Origin of the sequence: Synechococcus sp. KORDI-49 (assembly GCF_000737575.1) — a bacterium.
GTDB lineage: Bacteria > Cyanobacteriota > Cyanobacteriia > PCC-6307 > Cyanobiaceae > Parasynechococcus.
The window spans coordinates 1701745-1722622 of sequence record NZ_CP006270.1 but is presented as its reverse complement, the minus strand read 5'-3'; the positions used below and the strand labels follow the sequence as shown (position 1 = coordinate 1722622).

Here is a 20878-nt window from a genome sequence, read left to right as displayed (position 1 = left end):
GTTCCATTGGGTAACGTCGCGGCGAGCAGGGCTTTCAGACGATGACGATCAGCATCAGCAACGTGTCCGTCCTCAGCGCGGATGGCAGCGAGAAATCGCTCGGCGACTACGCCGGACGCGTGCTGCTGATCGTGAACGTGGCCAGCCGCTGCGGCTTCACCCGCCAGTACTCCGGTCTGCAGCAGCTGCAGGACCGCTTCGGCGACCAGGGCCTGTCCGTGCTCGGCTTCCCCTGCAATGACTTCGGGGGTCAGGAGCCCGGCAGCCTGCCGGAGATCCAGAGCTTCTGCTCCACCACCTACGGCGCCAGCTTCGAACTCTTCGGGAAGGTGCATGCCATGGGCAGCACCACCGAGCCGTTCACCACCCTCAACCGGATGGAGCCTGCCGGTGATGTGGGCTGGAACTTCGAGAAATTCCTTGTGGGGAAGGACGGCACCGTGATCGAACGGTTCAAGAGCGGCGTGGAACCGGAGCAGCTCAGCGAGGCGATTCAGGCGGCTCTGGCGGCCTGATCGCCCCCTCGAGAAAACGTGCGACGACCGCCTCTCTCCATGGGGTCTCCAGCAGAGCTGCCCAGAACTGCAAGGCCTCCGGCGAACGATTGCTCCAGCCCTTGATGTCCAGGATGCAATCACCCCCGGTCCGCAGCAGAGCCAACCACTGCTGGGACGAGGGGTGATGCTCCAGCCGATCCGAGGCAATCAACGGAAAGGGCATGGGGCGGCAGGAGTGCGCGAAAAATCGATTGAACAGCGACTGCTCCAGCAAGCCACAGGCAGGAAGGCTGGCTCGAAGACTTGAGGCTTCCAGGAGCAGATCACGCCGACCCTCCTGAAACGCGTTGTTGGAGCGAATCATCTCCAGATCCATCAGGGTGCACCCCATGCGGAAGTAGCGGTTCCAGGGAGTCCCCAACCAGACGTGATAGTCCTCGGCATGGGGTCGGCCTCGAAGAACAGCTGCCAAGACGCATCCCTCGAGAGACATCTCCCAGACGCGAGCAAGATCCAGCCGCACCAGCAGATCGCAATCGAGAAGAAGACAGCGATCCAGCTGCGGGAGGTACTCGGCGATCCAAGCCCGCCAGATGATCGCTGGCGAGTAATCGCCATCGAGCTGACAGGCGAGATCGGCTGCCTCCGGAAGAGAGGCCGCCTCCACGAATGTGATCTCATCACCACCACGCAGGCTGGCGATCAGGCGCTGACGGGTCATCGCTCCAACGCTCTGATCCGTCACGACATGAAGCCTCAGAACGGCATGCGTGCGCTGACGGATGGACACATAGGCCGCAGCCAAGGCCATGGCGTAGTGATCGAGGTGATTCCGTTGATGGAGGGTGAACACGAGCTCGACCCTGCTCATCTCCTCCACATCCGACCCAGCATCAGTCCGAGCGCTGCAGCTCCCAGGCCCAGCCCCAGGGTGAGAACGATCAGGCCGACCGCTGACCCCCACTCCCCGCGACTGAGATCACGCATCGCCGCCAGCATCCAGCTGCTGAAGGTGGTGAGCGACCCGCAGAAGCCGATGCCCAGGAGCAGCTGACGCCGTGGTGCCGCCGGCAGACCGGCCAGCAGGCCAAGAATCGCGGCGCCCAGGGTGTTCACCAGAACATTGCGATCCTGCAGCTGAACAGCCCATTGCCAGCGCAGCAGGGCCCCCGGCACGGCACCCAGGGCCACCAGCAGGAGCTCCTCCAGTTCAATCCTCAGGGGGGGTCTTGATTCAGGCATGCATCCCCAGTCCGTATCCGGCTGCGGAAGCCAGCAAACCTGCCAGCACCGAGGCTGCCGCCAGAGCAGCAGCGGCCAGGGCATGGCCGGCCCGCAGCTCATTCAGCAGTTCCACCACGAAGGTGGAGAACGTGCTGAGGCTGCCGAAGAAGCCCACCCCGATCAGCAGCACGATCCCGGTGCGGGCGGAGCAGGTTTCCTCCAATGCCAGCACCAGACCGAGGGCGAAGCAGGCGAGCACGTTCACGGTGAAGGTGCCCCAGTGCTTCTTCGGAACCATCGGCTCGAAATGGTTCACCATCTTCAGGCGCAGCCAGGCTCCTGGAACAGCACCGATCGCCACCAGCAGAGCTTCAGGCACGGAGCCAGCCTCGTGGACAGTCGCCGCTGAGCACCTGCACCTGAAGCCAGTCCTGTCCGTCGTCCCCCGGCCAGCGGCGCAGCAGCCGACAGGGGGTTCCGATGGCGAGAGTGCTCAGGCTCGGTGCCACCGCCAGCGGACTGAGCCGCAGCGGGCAGTCGGAACCGATGTGCAGCGGACCGCTGCCGGAGCGACGACGGACCTGAGGCTGACGGAACTCACCGCCACCAGCCGGCAGGGCTGCCGGCACCATCAACGCCACCCCCAGCAGCCAGCTCCAACGCAACACACCTCCCATCGGAACAGTCCCCATCAGATGTCCAGAGCCGCCATATCGAGTTCAGCGCTGTGGGTTTCGATGAATTCCCGACGGGGCGCCACTTTGTCGCCCATCAGAATCGTGAAGATGCGATCCGCTTCCAGTGCATCTTCAATTTCGATGCGCTTCATCATCCGCGTGCTGGGATCCATGGTGGTTTCCCATAACTGCTTGGGCATCATTTCTCCAAGGCCCTTGAACCGCTGAATGGTGTAGTTGGCTTTTTCGCCAAATCCTTTCAGGGTTTTCTGCAGATCCGATTCGTTATAACAATAGGTGTGATTCTTGCCCCGCTCCACTTTGTAGAGCGGCGGACAGGCGATGTAGATATAACCCCCTTCAACCAACGCTTTTTGGTAGCGATAGAAGAAAGTGAGAATCAACGTGCGGATGTGAGCGCCATCAACATCCGCATCAGTCATGATCACAATGCGGTGATAGCGGAGATTCTTTTCATCGAAGTCTTCTCCCTTGATGCCAAGCCCGAGCGCCGTGATCAACGCCTGAATCTCGGTGTTCTTGTAGATCTTGGCGTCGTCGGTCTTCTCGATGTTGAGGATCTTTCCGCGCAGCGGAAGGATGGCCTGGAAGCGTCGGTCACGCCCCTGTTTCGCTGACCCGCCAGCGGAATCTCCCTCCACGATGTAGATCTCAGATTCGCCCGGATCACGGGAACTGCAGTCGGCCAGCTTGCCGGGAAGCGTGGAACTCTCCAGCACACTCTTGCGGCGCACCAGCTCCCTGGCCCGCCGAGCCGCTTCGGCAGCATTGAAGGCCTGGATCGCTTTCTCCAGGATCAGGCCGATCACGGAGGGGTTGAATTCGAGGAACTGACTGAGCGACTCACCGACCAGATTGTCGACGATGCCACGCACCTCGGTGTTGCCCAGCTTCGTCTTGGTCTGACCCTCAAATTCCGGCTCCGGCACCTTCACCGAGAGCACGGCGGTGAGCCCCTCACGGATGTTCTCTCCGGCGAGGTTGGAATCGGCTTCCTTGCGCTTTCCGAGCTTCTTGGCGAAGGCGTTGAGGGTGCGGGTGAGCACCGTCTTCAGGCCTTCGATATGCGTGCCACCATCCACGGTGCGGATGTTGTTGGCGAAGCCGAGAATGCTGTCGGAATAGGCATCGGCGCACCACTGCAACGCGGCCTCCACCTGAACGCCATCCTTCTCGGAATTCACATAGATGATCTCAGGATGAAGGGCTTCCTTCTCCTTGTTCATGTAGGAGACGTATTCCTTGATGCCACCCTCGTAGAAATAAATTTCCTCGTGGGCAGATCCATCGGCTTCGCGGGCTGATTCACGCTCATCACGGAACACGATGCGGACACCGCCATTGAGATAGGCGAGCTCCCGCAACCGTGCCGAGAGGGTGGCGTAATCAAAGATGATCCCGACCGTGAAGATCTCCTGATCGGGCTTGAAACACACGCTGGTGCCGGTGCGGTCCTGTTCCCCGTCGGGGAGCGGTTCCGACGCAAGGCTGCCGATGGGCGCACCCCGCTCGAAGCGCTGACGGTGCACCTGGCCCTGACGCCGCACCGTGACCTCCACCCATTCACTGAGGGCGTTGACGACGGAGACACCGACACCGTGCAGACCGCCTGACACCTTGTAACCACCGGAGCCGAACTTGCCCCCGGCATGCAGAACGGTGAGCACCGTCTCCAGGGCGCTCTTGCCGGTGCGGGGATGCACATCCGTGGGGATGCCGCGGCCGTTGTCACTGATCGAAGCGGAGCCGTCCTCCCCCAGAACCACCACGATCTGATCGCAGTGACCTGCCAGAGCCTCATCCACCGAGTTATCCACCACCTCGTAGACCAAGTGATGGAGACCCCTCGGCCCTGTGGAGCCGATGTACATGCCGGGGCGTTTCCGGACGGGCTCCAGCCCTTCCAGCACCTGAATCTGCTCAGCGCCGTAAGCGTTCTGGACCTTGGAAGCGTCGCTCATGCCGCAGCTCTTGAGCCAGGAGACAGGGTTCTAAAAGGCTGTAACAGCCTGAAACCTCGACCTGGCAGGCTCAATCTACCACCGGCCGTCCATAGAGGCTTCCAGAGGCCTCTCACGCGCCGTTTCATCCAGGGGTGCACCCCCCGGCCCGCTGCTGATGCCCTCAGACCCGCTGGTGATCGTGCTGCTCGGGCCCACCGCCAGCGGCAAGACGGCCCTCTCCCTGGGGATCGCCGAGCGGCTCGGACTGCCGGTGATCAACGTGGATTCCCGCCAGCTGTATCGGGAGATGAATCTGGGCACCGCGAAGCCCACCGCCGCCCAACAGGCGCGGGTTCCGCACCATCTGCTCGACCTGCGCCCGCCGGACCAGCCGATCACCCTCCAGGAGTTCCAGGCGGAAGCCAACCCCTGCATCGACGCGGTCCTGAAACGGGAAGGGATGGCGCTGCTGGTGGGCGGCAGCGGCCTGTACCTGAAAGCCCTCACCAGTGGCCTGCGACCGCCTGCCGTGCCGCCGCAACCGCAGCTGCGCCGGCAGCTCGACGCGCTCGGCCAGACCATCTGCCACCCGCTGCTGCAAGCCGCGGATCCCGCCGCCGCCGCCCGGATCGCCCCTGCGGATGCCGTGCGCACCCAGCGTGCGCTGGAGGTGCTCTACGCCTCCGGACAACCGATGAGCCGTCAGGCCACGGCGGAGCCGCCGCCGTGGCGGGTGCTCGAGCTGGGGCTCGATCCGGTGGACCTGCGGGGGCGCATTCAGCAGCGGACCGAACAGCTGTACAGCGACGGGCTGGTGGAGGAAACCCAACGCCTGGCAGAGCGTTACGGCGACAACCTGCCGCTGCTGCAGACCATCGGCTACGGCGAGGCGTTGAAGGTGTTGGCAGGGGCGATGCAGACGGCGGAAGCGATCCGGATCACCAGCCAGCGCACCCGTCAGTTCGCCAAGCGGCAGCGCACCTGGTTCCGGCGGCAGCACAACCCCCACTGGCTGGAGAGCAACGATTCCGAAGCGGAGGCGATGACGCTGATCGAGCGACACCTAAGGTGAAGGATGCAGGCCACCGTGAGTCACCCGCTGTCTGCTCCTGTCCCCTTCTCCTCCTGAATGCCCCCACGTCCCCGTTTTGATCGTCGTGCTCCTGTGCGGGAGCTGCCCAACATCAACGACCGGATCAATTACCCCCAGCTGCGGGTGGTCGACTCAGACGGCAGTCAGCTCGGCGTGATCAGCAGGGAGGAAGCGCTGGATGTGGCCCGGGACCGGGAGCTGGATCTGGTGCTGGTGAGCGAGAAGGCTGACCCGCCGGTCTGCCGGATCATGGATTACGGCAAGTTCAAGTTCGAGCAGGAAAAGAAAGCCAAAGAGGCCAAGAAAAAGTCGCACCAGACCGAAGTCAAGGAGGTCAAGATGCGCTACAAGATCGACCAGCACGACTACGACGTGCGGATCGGTCAGGCCCAGCGCTTTCTCAAAGCCGGCGACAAGGTGAAGTGCACGGTGATCTTCCGAGGCCGGGAGATTCAGCACACGGCCCTGGCGGAGACGCTGCTGCGGCGGATGGCCAAGGACCTCGAGGAGAAGGCCGAGATCCAGCAGGCACCCAAGCGGGAGGGCCGCAACATGATCATGTTCCTCACTCCGCGCAAGACCCCTCTCCTGAAGAAGGATGAGAAGGAGGCGGCTCCCAGCAAGGCCGTCCGCACCATCCCTTCACCGCCGCGTCCCACCGCCGCCAAGCTGGCCGGCCGCCAGGCCTAGGCAAGGGAACGCTCCAGCAGCTGCCATCCGAAACGGGCCGCCTCTGGGTTGTAACTGCTGCGCGCGTCGCACATGAAGCCATGGTCCGCCCCCTCCAGCTCCACGTAGCGAAGGCGATTTCCGTTCGGGTCGCTCTCCCGCAGCGCGGCCTGAATCGCCGCCCGATCCTCAGCAGGGATCAGAGGATCCGCCGTGCCGCACAGACAGGTGAGCTGCCCCTGGATGCTGGGCAGCAGTGCGAGGGAGGGCGGTCCACCGCCGGGCCGCATGCGGCTGACGCCGGCACCGTAGAAATTAAAGCTGTGCTTCACCGCCGGCAGGGTGGCCGCCAGCAGAGCGGCGTGGCCCCCGAAGCAGAACCCCACCACACTGACTTCGGCTCCAGGACAGATCCGGGCCAGCCAGGTGATGGCCGCTGAAAGATCACTGAGAATCTGATCGGTGGTGGTGGCGTCCTTGTGACGCCGTCCTTGAGCCAGATCGGACGTTTCATAGGCGAGATCCAGCTCGGGGGCTGTGCGGGCGAACAACGGCACCGCCAGAGCCGGCACTCCTGCGGCGGCGAGACGATCAGCGACACCACGCACCCAGGCATTCACACCGAACACCTCAGGAAGCACGATAGCTACACGTTTTTGTGTAGTTATCGCATCAATATCGTGCTGACCAGCAACGGGGGTCGCCCACCAGCATTGCAGCGGCACCGGACCGTCCACCACCTGAACCCAGTCGCTGTATCGGGAGTTGGAGATTGTCACAGGTCCGCAGGACACACACCCAATTGTCACCGCGGGTTCCGGTCCTTATGGTGGCCGCATTCCGACCTGGCCCACCGGCGTGCGATTCCACATCCAGCAGGAAAGCGACATTCCGGCATCAACCCAGCTGTACAACCAGATCTGCTTTGCCATCGCGGCCCGGCATTACCCCCCCGGCCACCGGCTGCCCAGCACGCGCCAGCTGGCGATGCAGACCGGCCTGCACCGCAACACGATCAGCAAGGTGTACCGGCAGCTGGAAACCGACGGTGTGGTGGAAGCGATGGCCGGATCCGGCATCTATGTGCGCGATCAGCAGAAACCACGGGAGATCCGCACCCCTCCCCACATCCGCAACCGCGGCGTCACCGACCTCGATCGCGAGGTGCGCAAATGCGTGGACGGTCTGCTCAACGCCGGCTGCACCCTGCAGCAGACACGCGAGATGCTCACCCGTGAAATCGACTGGCGGCTGCGCTGCGGCGCCCGGGTGCTGGTCAGCACACCCAGAGAAGACATCGGCGCGTCGATGCTGATCTCCGAGGAACTCGAGCCCTGCCTCGATGTGCCCGTCGAAGTGGTGCCGATGGAAGAGCTGGAAAGCGTGCTGGAGAGTTCCAGCAACGGCACGGTGGTGACCAGCCGCTATTTCCTGCAGCCGGTGGAGGACCTGGCCAAGAAGCACGGGGTGCGTGCCGTCGCCGTGGACCTCAACGACTTCCGCCAGGAACTGGCGATGCTGAAGGAACTCCGCCCCGGCAGCTGCGTGGGCCTGGTGAGCATCAGCCCCGGCATTCTGCGGGCCGCGGAGGTGATCCTCCATTCGATGCGCGGCAACGAACTGCTGCTGATGACCGCCACCCCGGATGTGGGCAGCCGCCTGCTGGCGCTGCTGCGGGCCTCCAGCCACGTGCTGTGCGATCGCCCCAGCCTGCCGCTTGTGGAGCAGAGTTTGCGCCAGAACCGCTCGCAGCTGATGCGCATGCCCCAGGTGCACTGCGCCGAGAGCTACCTCAGCACCGATACGATCGAACTGCTCCGAAAGGAGATCGGCCTGCAGACCCCAGCAGCCGCCAGCTGACACCCCCGCGATGTTCGATCACATCCGCGCCGATCTCGCGATCATCCGCGAGCGTGATCCGGCTGCCCGCGGCTGGCTGGAGATCCTGTCCTGCTATCCGGGCCTGCATGCGCTGACGCTGCACCGTTTCAGCCATTCGCTGTGGCGCTGCCGGCTGCCGCTGAAACTGCTGGCCCGCTGCATCAGTCAGCTGGGTCGCGCCCTCACCGGCATCGAGATTCACCCCGGCGCCCGCATCGGCCGCGGCGTGTTCATCGACCACGGCATGGGTGTGGTGATCGGTGAAACCGCTGAGGTCGGCAACCGCTGTTTGCTGTATCAGGGCATCACCCTGGGCGGCACAGGCAAGGAGCACGGCAAGCGCCACCCCACCCTGGGCGAGAACGTGGTGGTCGGTGCCGGCGCCAAGGTGCTCGGCGCGATCACGATCGGTGCCAACACCCGCATCGGAGCCGGGTCGGTGGTGGTGCGCGATGTGGAATCGGACTGCACCGTGGTGGGCATCCCGGGCCGGGTGATCCACCAGAGCGGGGTGCGGATCAATCCCCTGGCCCACTCCGCTCTGCCCGATGCCGAGGCGAATGTGATCCGCAATCTGATGGAGCGGATCGATGAGCTGGAGAGCACCGTGCTCAACCTGCAGCGCTGTCTGCAGGAGGTGGCGGCCGGGCGTCAGGTGCGGGAGGTCTGCCGCGGCGAGGCCCAGAGCCTCAAGGACCGGGAAATTCTTGAATTCCTGGGGGAGAACACCGGCTGAACCTGATCAGCCCCACTCCCAGAAATGCTTGATCTGAGGATGACTCAGCTCATAGCGATGGTCGTCGGGGTCGCGCAGGCTGTGGATGCGATCCGCTCTGGCCAGTCGCCCATCGAAGTAGGCGTCGATGGCCTCGGCCTGAATGTTCACGCGGTTCCCATGCCAACCCCGGGCCAGATCCTCCTCACTGAACACCCGCGGCAGATATTTGGCCCGAGCGGATGCACGGCTGAGAACGATGAAATGTCTGAGCACCAGATCAACAGGAAACAAACGCCGCTCCACGCCCCTGAGCTGATGACCACCGGCCGCCAGATTGCTGAGGCCTGAATCCCGGCGCCAGATCCGCATCAGCCGCGGATAGGTGGGTTGAAAGAAGTAGTAGTCGAGGTGGTCGCCACAGAATTCCGGTGCCCCGAAGCGCTCACGGCCTGGCGGGGGGAGAAACACCAGCTCATGGAAGTTGATGCAGTTGCAGTTCTGTTCTGCCGCTGCCGCCACGGCATCGATCACCCGCTCAAACATCGGAGCCGCCACGGGCAGCTCATCCGCATCGAAATGAGACACCCAGTCGTGACGACTGGTCTCGACAATCGCCTGCTTGGCCCGCAGCTGATCGCTGAGGCTGAAACTGCCGGTCCAGGGAAGCGTTTCAATCCGAATCAAACCCTGCCCCAGGAAATCCTCGGCGATCGATCGGGTGGCATCGGTGGAGCCATGGTCCAGCAGCACCACCTCGAAGCCCTCGGCGATCAACCCCGCCAGGCAGCGACGGATCTGCACTGCCTCATCACGGGCACAGACGATGGCCAGCAGGGAGGGAGATGGCATCAATCAGATCAGCGCAGGGTGACCGTCCGCCTCCCAGCGGCGGAACGACGCTGCGTAATCCGGGGCCGGTTCCACCCCATCCGGTATGGGAAGACCGAGCTGCCGGTAGATGCCGTCCTTGCCACAGCGGTAGCAGACGCTGGTGATGTCGAGATGCCGACGCGGCAGACCCGAACGACGGACGTGATCCAGCATCACCCGATCCCCGATCAGGTGGGCATAGGACGGCATCAGAACCCAGTGCTGCAAAAGGGGGAACGCCGGACGGGCGAAGGTCATGCAGTTGGTGTCAATGAAGCGGTCAGGGTCGGTGTTGGGACAGTCAGCGAAGTAGGTGCCGTCAGGAGCATGCAGACGACGGGAGGTGGACAGGAAGGCCGCCCCGCTGCTGCGGACCGCCTCCAGAACGGTGGCGCAGTGATCCGGCTGCAACCAGTTATCGGCATCGAGAAAGGTGATCAGCTCACATCCAAGTCCGATGGCGTGGATCGCTCCGATCAGCCGGGGTGTGGATCCGATGTCGCGGTGGGAGCAGGGAAGACGCAGGTGATCAGCCGTCCACGTGTCCAGCTCCGGCTGGGGGTGACCATCAGCCACCAGCACATGCAGGCAGGGGGTGGTCTGAGCCTGCACGCTGGCGTGGCACTGCTCGAGCAGCGACGTGCGTTCCTGGTAATACGGCGTGATCACCGCAATCGGTGGAATCCTGCTCATGCTGTTCGCCGGGCCAGTCCCGGCAGCGCCGCCTCCTCGACCAGATACAGGCGGTCGTCAGCGCGGGGCACCAGCGGATGACAGTCGTGCAGCTCGAGGCCCCGGCTTTCCGCAGCCAAGCCCACAAACACATCTTCCAGCTGCACGGCCGGACGGTTGAAGAAAGCCTTCATCGACAGGTACATGTACTGGCAGGCCTCCAGCGACTGAGGACCGAGCACGTAGCCGAAGCCCCCATCGGCGTAGCTGGCAGGGAACGGACATTGATAGCCCATGCCATCCAAGTGCGGCTCTGAGCACTTGCCCACATGCCAACCCTGTTCCTGCTGGTAGTGACGTGCCCGCAACAGGCGACCGGAGTACTGCACGTTCTGCTGCTGAAGCAGCTCGAGATAACGCTGGAACACAGCCGCATCCACGAGTCGATGGTCGTCGTCGAGCTTCACCACCATCCGCGGCTTGGCCACCAGAGCCAGAACGGTGTAGGCGTAGAACACCTTGTCTGCGAGTCGCTCGTAGACATCCGGCACCGGCAGCCTCAGCCATCCGTCCTGCAGACAGAAACCGAGACGTTTCGGGGGCCTTCGGCGACCATTGCCGGTGAGGCTGAGATGCACCACGGCATCCCCGAGGGGAGAGAAGGAACGGATCGACTGCTGCGCCAGGTTGCGGCGGGGTCGGCAGGTGAGATGCAGCATGACGATGCGATCCCGGCACAACGCTTCCAGCTCACGGCAGCCTGCCGGAGCCACCTGATGCAGCAATTCGGTGAGATAGCGCTGCAAGGCGCGGTTGCGTGGGCAGAGGGAATAGGCATCCCGAAGCTGCGGAAGGCGTCGAGCCAGTCGCTCCGGCTCCGGGTTCGCCTTCAGAAGATCTTTCAGGACCTTGAGATGGGTCCGCGGGCCCTGAAGGATGTGCTCCAGGTTGCTCTCATAGAGGCTCTCCCGACCCGGAGGAACCATGGGCATGAGGGCCCGTTTCTCCGCCTCGAGGCGACGGACCATCCGCCGGGTTCGCTTCAGCAGAGTGGAAGCCTCCACGACGCCCGCTGGCCTCAGGCGGACTGCGCCTGAGGTGGGGCCGGCTGGAACATGAACATCGAATAGATCACATTGCGGCGCATGTTGGTCATCATCTCGAGGAACATGTCGTAACCCTCGTTCTTGTATTCGATCAGCGGATCCTTCTGGCCGTAGCCCCGCAGGCCGACGGACTCACGCAGGGCATCCATCGCCTGCAGATGTTCCCGCCAGAGGGTGTCGATCTGCTGGAGGATGAAGAACCGCTCGGCCTCCCGCATCAGGCCGGGACGCTGCTGCTCGATCTGACCTTCCTTGAGGTCGTAGGCATTGCGCAGCTGCTCCTGAAGGAACGCTTTGAGTTCCTCCATGCCCAGGCCCTGGATCTGATCCGGGGTGAGATCCTCCAGCAGGTTGATGAATTCCTTCACCTTGCTCACCAGCTGATCGAGATCCCATTCCTCCGGCGGCAGATCCGGATTCACATAGGCCTCCACGATCTCGTTCATCGTGCGCTCGCCGTAGCCGATCACCTGTTTCTTCAGGGCGCGGCCATCCAGCACACGCCGGCGTTCGGAATACACAGCGCGGCGCTGGTTGTTCATCACCTCGTCGTATTCGAACACCTGCTTGCGGATGTCGTAGTAGTACGTCTCCACCTTCTTCTGAGCCCCCTCCAGAGAGCGGGTGAGCATGCCGGACTCGATCGGCATGTCCTCCTCCACCCGGAAAGCGTTCATCAGGCCGGCGACCCGGTCGCCGCCGAAGATGCGCAGCAGGTTGTCGCCAAGGGAGAGGAAGAAGCGGGTGGAGCCCGGATCTCCCTGGCGGCCGGCACGGCCACGCAGCTGGTTGTCGACGCGGCGGGATTCGTGCCGTTCCGTGCCGATCACGTGCAGACCTCCCGCCTCACGCACCCGCTCCTCCTCCTGCTTCACCACCGCGTCGTATTCCGCCCGCACCCGGGCGATCGACTCCCGCAGGGACTGGATCTGAGGGTCGTCGGTGGGAGCCTTCTCGGCGGCTGTGGCGATGCGCTCCTCCAGCTCGATCACCGTGAGGGCGCGATCCCCCCAGGCCGCCACCAGATCACGGGCCAGCTGACCCAGCAGCTGATCGGTGTCATCGGTGAGGGTGCAGGGGAACAGGCTCTCGCTGCTGCGCGCCGGCGCTTGGGGGGCCTCCGAGAAACCGGCCGCTGCGCTGCGCTGCAGCGGCACCGGGGGCTTGTGGCCATCCTCGGGGCGCACCAGGCGGGGCAGCAACACCTCCCGCAGCTTGAGGCGGGCCATGTAATCGCTGTTGCCGCCCAGGATGATGTCGGTGCCGCGGCCAGCCATGTTCGTGGCGATGGTGACGGCGCCGGCACGGCCGGCCTGGGCCACGATCTCCGACTCGCGCTCCACGTTCTCAGGCTTGGCGTTGAGCAGGTTGTGGGGAATCTGCTGCTCCGCCAGCAGGGAGCTGAGCAGCTCACTCTTCTCCACGGAGGTGGTGCCCACCAGCACCGGCCGGCCTTTGCGGTGAATCTCCGCGGTTTCGTTGGCGACGGCGCGCCACTTGGCCGGTTCTGTCTTGTAGACCTGATCCGCCCAGTCCTGACGGGCCCGGACCCGGTTGGTGGGCACGATCGTGGTTTCGAGTTTGTAGGTCTTCTCGAACTCCACCTCTTCGGTCTTGGCCGTGCCGGTCATGCCGGCCAGACGGGGATAGAGCAGGAAGAAGTTCTGGTAGGTGATCGAGGCCAGGGTCTGGGTCTCGGGCTGGATCGGCAGAGCTTCCTTGGCTTCGATCGCCTGGTGCTGGCCATCGCTCCAGCGGCGACCCGGCATGACGCGACCGGTGAACTCATCGACGATCACGGCCTCGCCATCGCGGACGATGTAGTTCACATCCTTGACGAACAGCTCCTTGGCCTTGAGGGCATTGGTGATGTAGTGGGCCCAGGGGTCCTGGGGATTGAACAGGTCCTGCACCCCCAGCATCTGTTCCGCCTTGGCATAACCCTCATCGGTGAGGGTGCAGCTGCGCTGCTTCTCATCCACCTCGTAATCCCCCTCGGGATCGATGCCGTCCTTGCCCATCTCGGCCGACCGCTCCAGGGATTCGGCCACCTGAGCGGCCTGCTGGTACTTCTCCTGAGGGCGCTCCACCTGACCGGAAATGATCAGCGGCGTGCGGGCTTCGTCGATCAGGATCGAATCCACCTCATCGATCACGCAGTACTGGAACTGGCGCTGCACCACCTCGCTGATGTCGGCCGCCATATTGTCCCGTAGGTAGTCGAACCCCAGCTCGGAATTGGTGGCGTAGGTGATGTCGCAGGCGTAATTGCGGCGGCGCTCCTCCGGTCGCATGTCCTGCTGAATCAGCCCCACCGACAGGCCCAGAAAGCGGTGCACCTGGCCCATCCACTCGGCGTCGCGGCGAGCCAGGTAGTCGTTCACCGTCACCACATGCACGCCGCGGCCGGTGAGGGCATTGAGGTAGCTGGGCAGTGTGGCCACCAGCGTCTTGCCCTCGCCGGTCTTCATCTCGGCGATCTGGCCTTCGTGCAGCACCATGCCGCCGATCAGCTGCACATCGAAATGGCGCATGCTCAGCACGCGCTTGCCGGCCTCACGGACGATCGCGAAGGCTTCCGGCAGGATCTCATCCAGCACCGGCCGCTGGTTCTCGAGCGTGCCGGCATTGTCCAGCCGCTCGCGGAATTCGGCCGTGCGGCGGCGAAGATCGTCGTCGCTGAGAGGCGCGATGTCCTCTTCGAGGACACTGATATCGGTGACGATCGGCTGGTAGCGCTTCAGCTTGCGGGCATTGGGGTCACCCAGCAGGAGCTTGAGCATGGTGTCGGCAGCTACCGGAACGGTTGGGGAAGCCTACCGAGGATCCCCGTGGCACTCGAACAGCCTGAGACGATGACCCGATGATCATCCGGCACGATCTCGAGACCGTTCTCCTGCACGTGCCCAAGTGCGCCGGAAAATTGCTGCGCATGGTGTTCCTGCGGGGAGTGCCTCCGGACGCGTTCACGGCACTGTGGGACTACGGCTGGTGCCCGCGGCTGCGCCGCTATGTGGACCATGCCCACCTGCCGATGCAGGACCTGCGGATGTTCGAGGAATTCGACTACCTGGAGCGCTACCGGGTGGTGGCCTGCGTGCGCGATCCGTACCGGCGTCTGCCCTCCGCGGTGAACGAGTACTACCGGCAGAAGTCGAAACGGCTGGAGCGGCGCGTGCTCGCCGGCGGCATCACTGCGGAGATGAAGCGCCGCTACTACAAGCAGCTGCCGTCACGGCACGCCCAGCTCGATCCCCGCTTCATCCATTCCCTGCCGATCCATCACTTCACCCACTTCGGCGATGAACCGAAAGCAGACCGGCTGCTGCGCTGCGAAACCCTGCGCAGCGATGTGCTGGCGCTGGCGGTTGAACTGGGCTGGCCTCAGATGTTCATCGACGATGCCGCCGCCAGGTTGAAGGATGAGGAGCCGGCGGCCTCGGAAGCCCTGAGCCCTGAGGAACTGGCCCTCGCCAACCGGCTGTACGCCGTGGACTTCGCCACCTTCGGCTACGCCCGGCAGCCCTGCACGGATGAAGGGAGCACCAGCGCCATCCGCAAAGCCGGCCGCATCGATGTGCTGAGGGACGCCCCCGAGGTGCGCTGGCACTGGGGCCCGACGGCCCATCGTTGCGATCAGGCCCTGCAACCGGTGCGCCGCTGATGGCCGCAGCACCGCAGCGGCTGCCGGATTTCCTGGTGCTGGGCACCCAGAAGGGAGGCACCACCAGCCTTCAGCAGCTGCTGGGGCATCACCCGGAGGTGTTCCTGGCCGCCGGCAAGGAGGTGCACTACTTCAGCCTCCACCACGACCAACCGCTGAGCTGGTATGCCGCCCACTACGCGACTGCCGCGGCGGATCAGCGCTGCGGGGACATCACTCCCTTCTATCTGTTCCACCCGGAGATCCCCGGCCGCATCCGGGCGCTGCTGCCGCAGGTGAAGCTGATCGCCCTGCTGCGGGATCCCGTGGAACGGGCCCTGTCCCAGGTGTTCCACGCCCGGCGCCTCGGATTCGAACCGCTAGAGCCCGCGGAAGCGCTGGCCGCGGAACCGGCCCGACTGGCCAGCGGTGATCCCTTCAGCCTGCAGAAGCACAGCTATGTGGCCCGCAGCCGTTATCTCGAACAGCTGCAGCGCTACGAAGCCCTGTTTCCGGCGGACCAGCTGCTGGTGCTGCGCAGCGAGGACCTGTTCCAGGACACCGCCAGGGTCTGGGGGCGGATTCTGCGGTTTCTTGGGGTTGCGGCCATGCCGCTGCCGATGACGCTGCCGCGGGCGAATGCCGGCCGGGGCGAAGCCGATGCGGTGCCTGAAGCGATCCGAGACGACCTCAGGACCGCCTTGCGGCCCACCGCCACAGGCGTGAGAGCGCGCTACGGGTTCGGCTGGGACTGGGCCTAGCCGTCGGCTCGCCGATGGGGCGGCCCCGCACCCGCAGCAGCAACGGCACGGTGAGGGTGGCGGAGTGACTGATGCCGTGTTCCCACAGCCCGTCCTCTCCCCAGCAGTCGCCGTGATCGGCGCAGAGCAGCACGGTGCCGGGCATGAACCGGTTGAGCAACGCCGACAGCTGGCCATCGACCCATTCCAGACAGGCCCGCTGGCGCTTCGCACTCTCCGCGGCGCTGCAGTCCGCTCCACCGAAGGGCCGGCAGGGACTGGGAAACCGCGGCCAGGGTGCCCCCTCATGCCAGTAGGGCACATGGGTTTCACCAACGTTGAGGAAGAGGAACACCGGCTGATCGGCAGGCACGGTCGCCAGCTCCTGCTCGATCCAGGCCAGCTGGCTCTGCAGGCTCCAGGTGTTGCCGGCGAAGTGAAAGCGTTCAAAGGGCGCTCCAAGCACCGCCCCGGTCTCGGAGCCGGGATCGAACCAGTCCACGGCGCCGCTGCCGATGGTGCGGTACCCCTGGCGGCGGAAACCCTCCACCAGATTCGCCCCCTCGAGCTGAAAACCGTCCGTGTCCCGACCGGCCGCACCGGCGTAGGCCATCCGGAACAACTTGCCGGCCTTGGGATTCAGCCACGGCTCACCGCTGCCGCTCACCCCTGGGGTAAACCCCATCCAGAAGGCGGCGTGGCTGCCGTAGGTGAAATAACTGGGGGCCTGGGCGCGATGCAGGGGTCCGACGGCACTGAGATGCGGTAGCGCTCCGCAGCCATGGGCCGCCGCAAAGGTGTCGAAGCGGCAGGAATCGAGGCTGATCAGCAGCACATCGGTGGCAGCCATCACCCGGAACCGCAGCTGCCGAAGCGTATGACCAGGCTTCTGCACAATGCGAAGAGCAGCCGGCCCGACGGCAGGATGACCCAACTCAAGGGTGTGTTCATCAACCTGGATGACCAGCGGGAACGGCGCTCCCGGCTGGAACAGCATCTTGGGCAGCTGGGGCTGGAGGGGCGCTACCAGCGGTTCTCCGCCGTTCGCGGTGATCCGGATCGGGCCCGTGAACGGGGCCTCAATCCCGGTGAGTTCGGACTCTGGCAGTCATGGCTCGACCTGCTGCAGAGCGCATCGGCCAGCGAGGGCTTCGATTACCTCCACATCGTCGAAGACGACGTGGAACTGAGCCGTGAATTCGTGGTGTTCAGCGAGGGGCTGAACCCCGATGGCGGGGCCTTCGACCTGCTGGTCACGGACATGTACGTGAACCCCTCCATCCATCGGGCCCTGGCGATGCAACACGACCAGCAGCGTCGCCAGCGAGTCATCGATGTGCGCAGCGACCTCTACACCGGTTGCCTGGCCTCGGTGCTGATCCATCGCCAGCGGATCGGCCCTTTGCTGGAGCAGCTGAATCAACCGTTCGAAGCCGGCTGCCGCCTGCTGCCGCTGGACAACGCCCTGCGCCAGCTGCAGCAGCAGGGCAAACTGCGCATCGCTCGCACTCTGCCCTTTCTCACGGGAGTGCAGCCGGACAGCATCACCCGCAGCTCCATCCAGCCCCGGCAGCAGCAGGATGCGGAGGTGCTGCTCACCCAGAGGATCTGCAGCAACCTGCGCCGCCAGCTCAGCGTGCTCTGCCACAACAAACTCACCGCGGAACTGGCCGACCTGCTGGAGCAGCTGGCCAAGACCCGGGGCCCCGACCAGGGCTGGTCCACCCGGATCGGCATCAGTCAGACGCTGATGGATCTGGCCGACCAGCAGGATCTGCTGCGCTTCGCGAGCGACCCGCGCCTGTTGCATCAACCGGACAACCCTCAGCAGGCCGGCTGAATCACCCGAGGATCTCCTCCTCCTGCAGGCAGAGGTAGCGGATCGCCAGTCGCCCGGCCCAGGAGTAGGCGATGTGCAGCTCGCCTGGCAGCCCCTCCACGATGGAGGGATAGGCCAGGGCACCGTTCAGCGGCCAGTTGGCATCACCACAGAAGCCATCGCCATGGTCGATGCTGCGGATCCAGGGCCAGCTGTCGCCATCGTCGTCACTCAGCGCGATCGCCAGGGGCCAGCGGCTGCGGGGCCAAGCCGCCTCACCCCAGGGGCCGCTCACGGGCTCCGGATGCAGCGCGAAACGGTTGAAGATCATCGCCAGCCGGCCACTGCTGAGCCGCAGCGCCTGGATCGAACTGTTGTTGTTGGGCAGCTCAGTGGGCGCTGGCGCGCTCCAACTGGCTCCCTGATCACGGCTGTGGGAGCGGTAAATGCGATCAGCACGGCGGCTGCGGAAGAACTGCAGCAGCGTTGTGCCGTCGGCGGCGGCCACGATCGAGCCATGCACGCGGCCGATGCAGGAGGGCACCGCCACCGCAGCCGACGCCGGACGGCCGCTGGCGTTGAGCGGCAGCACAAGGCTGTGGTCATGCCCGAAGGCTCCACCCTGCTCGAGGCTGCGATAGATGGGCAGCAAGGCACGGCCGTCCGCCAGGTGGTGGGGAGGATGGCGGCAGAAAGCCGGCTCCGGCAGCAGGTCATCGCAGGGCTGCCAGGCACCCGCCGCCCAGCTGGCGGGCTCGGATGCAGCGATGGCCGCCACGGCCAGCTGCTGCTGTCGCAGCCGGGCGGTCCACTGCATGGTGAAGGGAGAGCCTGCTGGCTCGGAAGCGGCGGGATCGCGCACATCCTGAGCGGTGTGAATCAGCTGCAGCTGATCACCGGCCAGGAACAGCAGCGGGTTCTGTTCGGAGCGGGCTGGATCACAGGAGATGGTCTGCGGAACCGTCCAGCTGCCGCAGCCGGCCTCCAGCAGGCTGAGCTGGATCGCCATGCCTGCGGTGCCCTCGCCGCCGCCGGCCATCCACACGCAGGCCAGCAGATCCGGCCGGATCCAGCAGAGCTGGGGAGCGTGGTTCTGATCACCGCAGGGCTCCAGCAGCGACCAGATGCCCTCCTGCAACGGTGTTTTCAGCAGACGTCCCCAGCTCAGCTGTCCACAGAGATCAAGAGCCTGGGCGGCAGGCGTCAGCATCCCAGCTGAGCTTCCCAGCGGGCCATGGCCGATGCCACGCTGGCCTGCATCGCAGCTGCTGAATAGCGCTGCCGCACGGTATCGGACGCCTGTTGCAAGGCCTCCGCCACCTCCTCTCCTTGCTTGGAGAGAGATCGATGGAAGGCCGCCACGGCATCCACAAAACCAAGCCAGTCGCCGTAGGCCACCTCCACGCCGATGCTGTGATCCGCCGCCAGCTGGAACAGCTCGCGGCCACCGAGGCCGGAATAGCCCGCCACTGCACAGGCGCTGGCCAGCGCCTCCGCCACCGGCAAGCCGAACCCCTCGGGATGGCCGAAGCTGAGAAACACCAGGCTTTCCCCCAGAACAGCCGCCACCTGCTGCTGCGGCAGGTTCTGAATCACGGCCAGCTTCCATCCCCCGTCCCGCCACCAGGGCTGCGCACGGAGCAGCTGCATCACCACCTCAGCATCTGCACCGTTCTTTCGGGACATCAGGGCCACCTGCCGATGCTTGCGGGCAGCGGGCTGAAACAGCTCCGCCTCAATGCCGTTAACCAACCGACTCACCCTGGCCTCCCCCAAACCGAAGCCACGGGTGAACAGCTGCTGGTTCTGCTCTGAAACGCAGAGCACATGCAGCAGCTCCGGGTGGCGATAGAGCGCCAGCACCTCCTGCGGCGGCGGAAAACGACGGCCGCTCCCCAAACCGAAGCTGTAGGCGCCGTTCTGGTTGAAGAGGATCTTGGGCAGGCCAGGGGCGTAACTCAGCAGATCCGGAAGAAACGTCTCCGGAAGGATGAGCACATCCCGCGTCGGATCGAGATCGGTGCGAGAGCGGAACGCCGCCACGCTGGTGGTGGTCACCTCACTGCGGAACCAGCCGGGATGGAAGTCCTGCTGCTGCTGGATCAGCGTGGCCTCGCGACCACAGGCTCCGAGAGCCTCTGCAAGCCGGTGGATCTGTTTCACCCCACCGATGGGACGGCTGACATCCGGATGAACCGCCAGCCAGTAACGGACGCTGCGGGCGCTGGTGGTCATCACGGCTGTGGCCACTGGGGCAGGAAGGCGTAAGGGCTGCCGGCCAGGGACTGACGTCGTTGGGCCAGGTTGGTGCGCAGGTTGGCCAGGTGAGGGTGGCTTGGATCGAGCCCCGCGGCCTGATCGAGGTAATGGGAGGCCAGGGTGAGGTCCCCGCGCAGGCTGGTGAGGCTGACCAGATTGATCAGCTGATTGATCCCCGCTCCCCCGATGCTCACGGCCTGAAGCAGGCAGATTTCGGCTTCCTGAAACCGACGCAAACCGATGTACGCATCCGCTGCTGTGGCGTACAGCTTGGCGTTGGCACCCACCCCCGTCAGGGCCTGGCTGCAGAGCTTGAGAGCAAAGCTGTGGTTTCCTTCTTCCACGGCCTTCTCGGCAAGCTGCATCTGCTCGGAGGCCATTTCCCGCTGCTGAGGATCGGGAAGGTCCGAGGCAAGAGCGCGACCCGCGGACGACCCCACTCCTCCAGCGAGTTTCACCTCCTCCTCCGCGAAGGCCAGCATCAATGGATCTGCAGGAGACCAGGTCGGCCGAGCAGCCGCTTCCGCTGATGCGGGTCCCGCCGGCGTTGCGCTGGCAGGTTGCTGCCTGAACTGCAGCCTGTTGAGGTTGGCCCTCGCATCCTGATAGTCCGGTTCTTCTGCCAGCACCTGTTCCAGCAGCCGCCGTGCTTCCTGATCACGGCCCAGATCAATCAGCACATTGGCGTAGTTGTTGCGCACGGCCATCGAGCCCGGATCCAACTGCAGAGCACGAGCCAACAGCTGCTCAGCTCGCTGCAGCAAACCAAGGCGGCGACAGGTCGCCCCGTAGAGCGAGAGATAGTCACGGTCCTGGCCGAGGGTGGCTTCAAGGGCTTCCAGCAAGGAAGCGGCCTGGCCGAACTCCCCCAGCTGAAACAGCGACGCTGCCAGCACATTCGCCGCCAGGGGCTGGGTCTGGGGTTGCACCTCCAGCTGACGAGCCTGCGCCACCACCTCGTGGTGACGACCTGCCTGAAACAGGGGCAGCAACTGCTGTTCTGCAGCGGGCATCGAACTGGATCAATCAGTCGCTACCCAAGCACA

Annotated in this window: 22 protein-coding genes; 8 read left to right on the top strand and 14 right to left on the bottom strand. The window is 64.7% G+C overall.

The genetic code is table 11. The annotated features are described in order from the left end of the window. Positions 1-41: 41 nt before the first annotated feature. A complete protein-coding gene (locus tag KR49_RS08705; RefSeq protein WP_043694198.1) occupies positions 42-515 on the top strand; it encodes a glutathione peroxidase in 474 nt (157 codons plus the stop codon). On the opposite strand, the gene KR49_RS08700 is transcribed toward KR49_RS08705, so the two are convergent. Genes KR49_RS08700 through gyrB form a run of 5 tightly spaced genes read right to left on the bottom strand, consistent with a single transcriptional unit; the run spans position 481 to position 4380 of the window. Next, a complete protein-coding gene (locus tag KR49_RS08700; protein WP_043694196.1) occupies positions 481-1368 on the bottom strand; it encodes a glycosyltransferase in 888 nt (295 codons plus the stop codon). The two genes, KR49_RS08705 and KR49_RS08700, sit on opposite strands and share 35 nt — an antisense overlap. Beyond that, on the bottom strand, positions 1365-1739 hold the full coding sequence (locus tag KR49_RS08695) for a CrcB family protein (protein WP_043694194.1): 375 nt from the start codon (positions 1737-1739) through the stop codon (positions 1365-1367). Before KR49_RS08695 ends, KR49_RS08700 begins: the two co-directional genes overlap by 4 nt. After that, positions 1732-2100 (bottom strand): CrcB family protein, encoded by a 369-nt coding sequence (locus tag KR49_RS08690; RefSeq protein WP_043694192.1) that lies wholly within the window; start codon positions 2098-2100, stop codon positions 1732-1734. The genes KR49_RS08695 and KR49_RS08690 overlap by 8 nt, the downstream gene beginning before the upstream one ends. Then, positions 2093-2398 (bottom strand): hypothetical protein, encoded by a 306-nt coding sequence (locus KR49_RS08685; protein WP_043697195.1) that lies wholly within the window; start codon positions 2396-2398, stop codon positions 2093-2095. The genes KR49_RS08690 and KR49_RS08685 overlap by 8 nt, the downstream gene beginning before the upstream one ends. 14 nt (positions 2399-2412) lie before the next feature. Further along, complete coding sequence (gyrB, locus tag KR49_RS08680; RefSeq protein WP_043694188.1) at positions 2413-4380, bottom strand: DNA topoisomerase (ATP-hydrolyzing) subunit B; 1968 nt, start codon at positions 4378-4380, stop codon at positions 2413-2415. A 157-nt stretch (positions 4381-4537) separates the two neighbouring features. Between gyrB and miaA the strand changes: the two genes are divergently transcribed. Both miaA and infC read left to right on the top strand, forming a co-directional pair. Further along, on the top strand, positions 4538-5434 hold the full coding sequence (gene miaA / locus KR49_RS08675; protein WP_043694185.1) for a tRNA (adenosine(37)-N6)-dimethylallyltransferase MiaA: 897 nt from the start codon (positions 4538-4540) through the stop codon (positions 5432-5434). Positions 5435-5491: 57 nt separating this feature from the next. After that, entirely contained in the window at positions 5492-6145 is a 654-nt protein-coding gene (gene infC / locus KR49_RS08670) for a translation initiation factor IF-3 (RefSeq protein WP_043694181.1), read from the top strand. On the opposite strand, the gene KR49_RS08665 is transcribed toward infC, so the two are convergent. Beyond that, a complete protein-coding gene (locus tag KR49_RS08665) occupies positions 6142-6903 on the bottom strand; it encodes a dienelactone hydrolase family protein (RefSeq protein WP_043697192.1) in 762 nt (253 codons plus the stop codon). The two genes, infC and KR49_RS08665, sit on opposite strands and share 4 nt — an antisense overlap. A gap of 79 nt (positions 6904-6982) precedes the next feature. Here KR49_RS08665 and KR49_RS08660 point away from each other — a divergent pair, with 79 nt between their 5' ends. After that, on the top strand, positions 6983-7984 hold the full coding sequence (locus tag KR49_RS08660) for a GntR family transcriptional regulator (protein WP_043694179.1): 1002 nt from the start codon (positions 6983-6985) through the stop codon (positions 7982-7984). Between the two features lie 10 nt (positions 7985-7994). Then, a complete protein-coding gene (gene cysE / locus KR49_RS08655; protein WP_043694176.1) occupies positions 7995-8741 on the top strand; it encodes a serine O-acetyltransferase in 747 nt (248 codons plus the stop codon). Positions 8742-8747: 6 nt separating this feature from the next. Here cysE and KR49_RS08650 read toward each other — a convergent pair whose 3' ends face one another. From KR49_RS08650 to secA, 4 genes are read right to left on the bottom strand one after another with little or no spacing between them, the layout of a single operon-like run. Then, positions 8748-9572: a glycosyltransferase gene (locus KR49_RS08650; RefSeq protein ID WP_043694173.1), complete on the bottom strand. Its 825-nt coding sequence runs from the start codon at positions 9570-9572 to the stop codon at positions 8748-8750. Between the two features lie 3 nt (positions 9573-9575). Beyond that, positions 9576-10286, bottom strand: coding sequence for a glycosyltransferase family 2 protein (locus tag KR49_RS08645; RefSeq protein WP_052378219.1), 711 nt, complete (start codon positions 10284-10286; stop codon positions 9576-9578). Next, positions 10283-11329, bottom strand: coding sequence for a hypothetical protein (locus KR49_RS08640; protein ID WP_043694170.1), 1047 nt, complete (start codon positions 11327-11329; stop codon positions 10283-10285). The genes KR49_RS08645 and KR49_RS08640 overlap by 4 nt, the downstream gene beginning before the upstream one ends. A 14-nt stretch (positions 11330-11343) precedes the next feature. After that, positions 11344-14154, bottom strand: coding sequence for a preprotein translocase subunit SecA (gene secA, locus KR49_RS08635; RefSeq protein WP_043694166.1), 2811 nt, complete (start codon positions 14152-14154; stop codon positions 11344-11346). An 80-nt stretch (positions 14155-14234) separates the two neighbouring features. Between secA and KR49_RS08630 the strand changes: the two genes are divergently transcribed. Both KR49_RS08630 and KR49_RS08625 read left to right on the top strand, forming a co-directional pair. After that, complete coding sequence (locus KR49_RS08630) at positions 14235-15035, top strand: sulfotransferase family 2 domain-containing protein (RefSeq protein ID WP_043694163.1); 801 nt, start codon at positions 14235-14237, stop codon at positions 15033-15035. Further along, on the top strand, positions 15035-15775 hold the full coding sequence (locus tag KR49_RS08625) for a sulfotransferase domain-containing protein (RefSeq protein WP_052378218.1): 741 nt from the start codon (positions 15035-15037) through the stop codon (positions 15773-15775). Before KR49_RS08630 ends, KR49_RS08625 begins: the two co-directional genes overlap by 1 nt. On the opposite strand, the gene KR49_RS08620 is transcribed toward KR49_RS08625, so the two are convergent. Then, positions 15705-16604 (bottom strand): sulfatase-like hydrolase/transferase, encoded by a 900-nt coding sequence (locus KR49_RS08620; protein ID WP_043694159.1) that lies wholly within the window; start codon positions 16602-16604, stop codon positions 15705-15707. The genes KR49_RS08625 and KR49_RS08620 overlap by 71 nt on opposite strands. Before the next feature lie 75 nt (positions 16605-16679). Here KR49_RS08620 and KR49_RS08615 point away from each other — a divergent pair, with 75 nt between their 5' ends. After that, positions 16680-17594 carry a hypothetical protein gene (locus KR49_RS08615; protein WP_156957167.1) on the top strand — a complete coding sequence of 305 codons (915 nt, stop codon included), beginning with the start codon at positions 16680-16682 and terminating at the stop codon, positions 17592-17594. Between the two features lies 1 nt (position 17595). Here KR49_RS08615 and KR49_RS08610 read toward each other — a convergent pair whose 3' ends face one another. Genes KR49_RS08610 through KR49_RS08600 form a run of 3 tightly spaced genes read right to left on the bottom strand, consistent with a single transcriptional unit; the run spans position 17596 to position 20845 of the window. Then, complete coding sequence (locus KR49_RS08610; RefSeq protein ID WP_043694153.1) at positions 17596-18783, bottom strand: exo-alpha-sialidase; 1188 nt, start codon at positions 18781-18783, stop codon at positions 17596-17598. Next, positions 18777-19808 (bottom strand): hypothetical protein, encoded by a 1032-nt coding sequence (locus KR49_RS08605; RefSeq protein WP_156957166.1) that lies wholly within the window; start codon positions 19806-19808, stop codon positions 18777-18779. The genes KR49_RS08610 and KR49_RS08605 overlap by 7 nt, the downstream gene beginning before the upstream one ends. Then, on the bottom strand, positions 19808-20845 hold the full coding sequence (locus KR49_RS08600) for a tetratricopeptide repeat protein (RefSeq protein WP_043694148.1): 1038 nt from the start codon (positions 20843-20845) through the stop codon (positions 19808-19810). Before KR49_RS08600 ends, KR49_RS08605 begins: the two co-directional genes overlap by 1 nt. Positions 20846-20878 lie beyond the last annotated feature (33 nt).

Coding starts and splice junctions, on each gene's coding strand:
- gyrB (WP_043694188.1), bottom strand. CDS start 4,380: ATGAGCGACGCTTCCAAGGTCCAGAACGCTTACGGCGCTGAGCAGATT.
- cysE (WP_043694176.1), top strand. CDS start 7,995: ATGTTCGATCACATCCGCGCCGATCTCGCGATCATCCGCGAGCGTGAT.
- KR49_RS08695 (WP_043694194.1), bottom strand. CDS start 1,739: ATGCCTGAATCAAGACCCCCCCTGAGGATTGAACTGGAGGAGCTCCTG.
- infC (WP_043694181.1), top strand. CDS start 5,492: ATGCCCCCACGTCCCCGTTTTGATCGTCGTGCTCCTGTGCGGGAGCTG.
- KR49_RS08610 (WP_043694153.1), bottom strand. CDS start 18,783: ATGCTGACGCCTGCCGCCCAGGCTCTTGATCTCTGTGGACAGCTGAGC.
- KR49_RS08625 (WP_052378218.1), top strand. CDS start 15,035: ATGGCCGCAGCACCGCAGCGGCTGCCGGATTTCCTGGTGCTGGGCACC.
- KR49_RS08605 (WP_156957166.1), bottom strand. CDS start 19,808: ATGACCACCAGCGCCCGCAGCGTCCGTTACTGGCTGGCGGTTCATCCG.
- KR49_RS08705 (WP_043694198.1), top strand. CDS start 42: ATGACGATCAGCATCAGCAACGTGTCCGTCCTCAGCGCGGATGGCAGC.
- miaA (WP_043694185.1), top strand. CDS start 4,538: ATGCCCTCAGACCCGCTGGTGATCGTGCTGCTCGGGCCCACCGCCAGC.
- secA (WP_043694166.1), bottom strand. CDS start 14,154: ATGCTCAAGCTCCTGCTGGGTGACCCCAATGCCCGCAAGCTGAAGCGC.
- KR49_RS08685 (WP_043697195.1), bottom strand. CDS start 2,398: ATGGGAGGTGTGTTGCGTTGGAGCTGGCTGCTGGGGGTGGCGTTGATG.
- KR49_RS08615 (WP_156957167.1), top strand. CDS start 16,680: ATGACCCAACTCAAGGGTGTGTTCATCAACCTGGATGACCAGCGGGAA.
- KR49_RS08700 (WP_043694196.1), bottom strand. CDS start 1,368: ATGAGCAGGGTCGAGCTCGTGTTCACCCTCCATCAACGGAATCACCTC.
- KR49_RS08630 (WP_043694163.1), top strand. CDS start 14,235: ATGATCATCCGGCACGATCTCGAGACCGTTCTCCTGCACGTGCCCAAG.
- KR49_RS08600 (WP_043694148.1), bottom strand. CDS start 20,845: ATGCCCGCTGCAGAACAGCAGTTGCTGCCCCTGTTTCAGGCAGGTCGT.
- KR49_RS08650 (WP_043694173.1), bottom strand. CDS start 9,572: ATGCCATCTCCCTCCCTGCTGGCCATCGTCTGTGCCCGTGATGAGGCA.
- KR49_RS08620 (WP_043694159.1), bottom strand. CDS start 16,604: ATGGCTGCCACCGATGTGCTGCTGATCAGCCTCGATTCCTGCCGCTTC.
- KR49_RS08645 (WP_052378219.1), bottom strand. CDS start 10,286: ATGAGCAGGATTCCACCGATTGCGGTGATCACGCCGTATTACCAGGAA.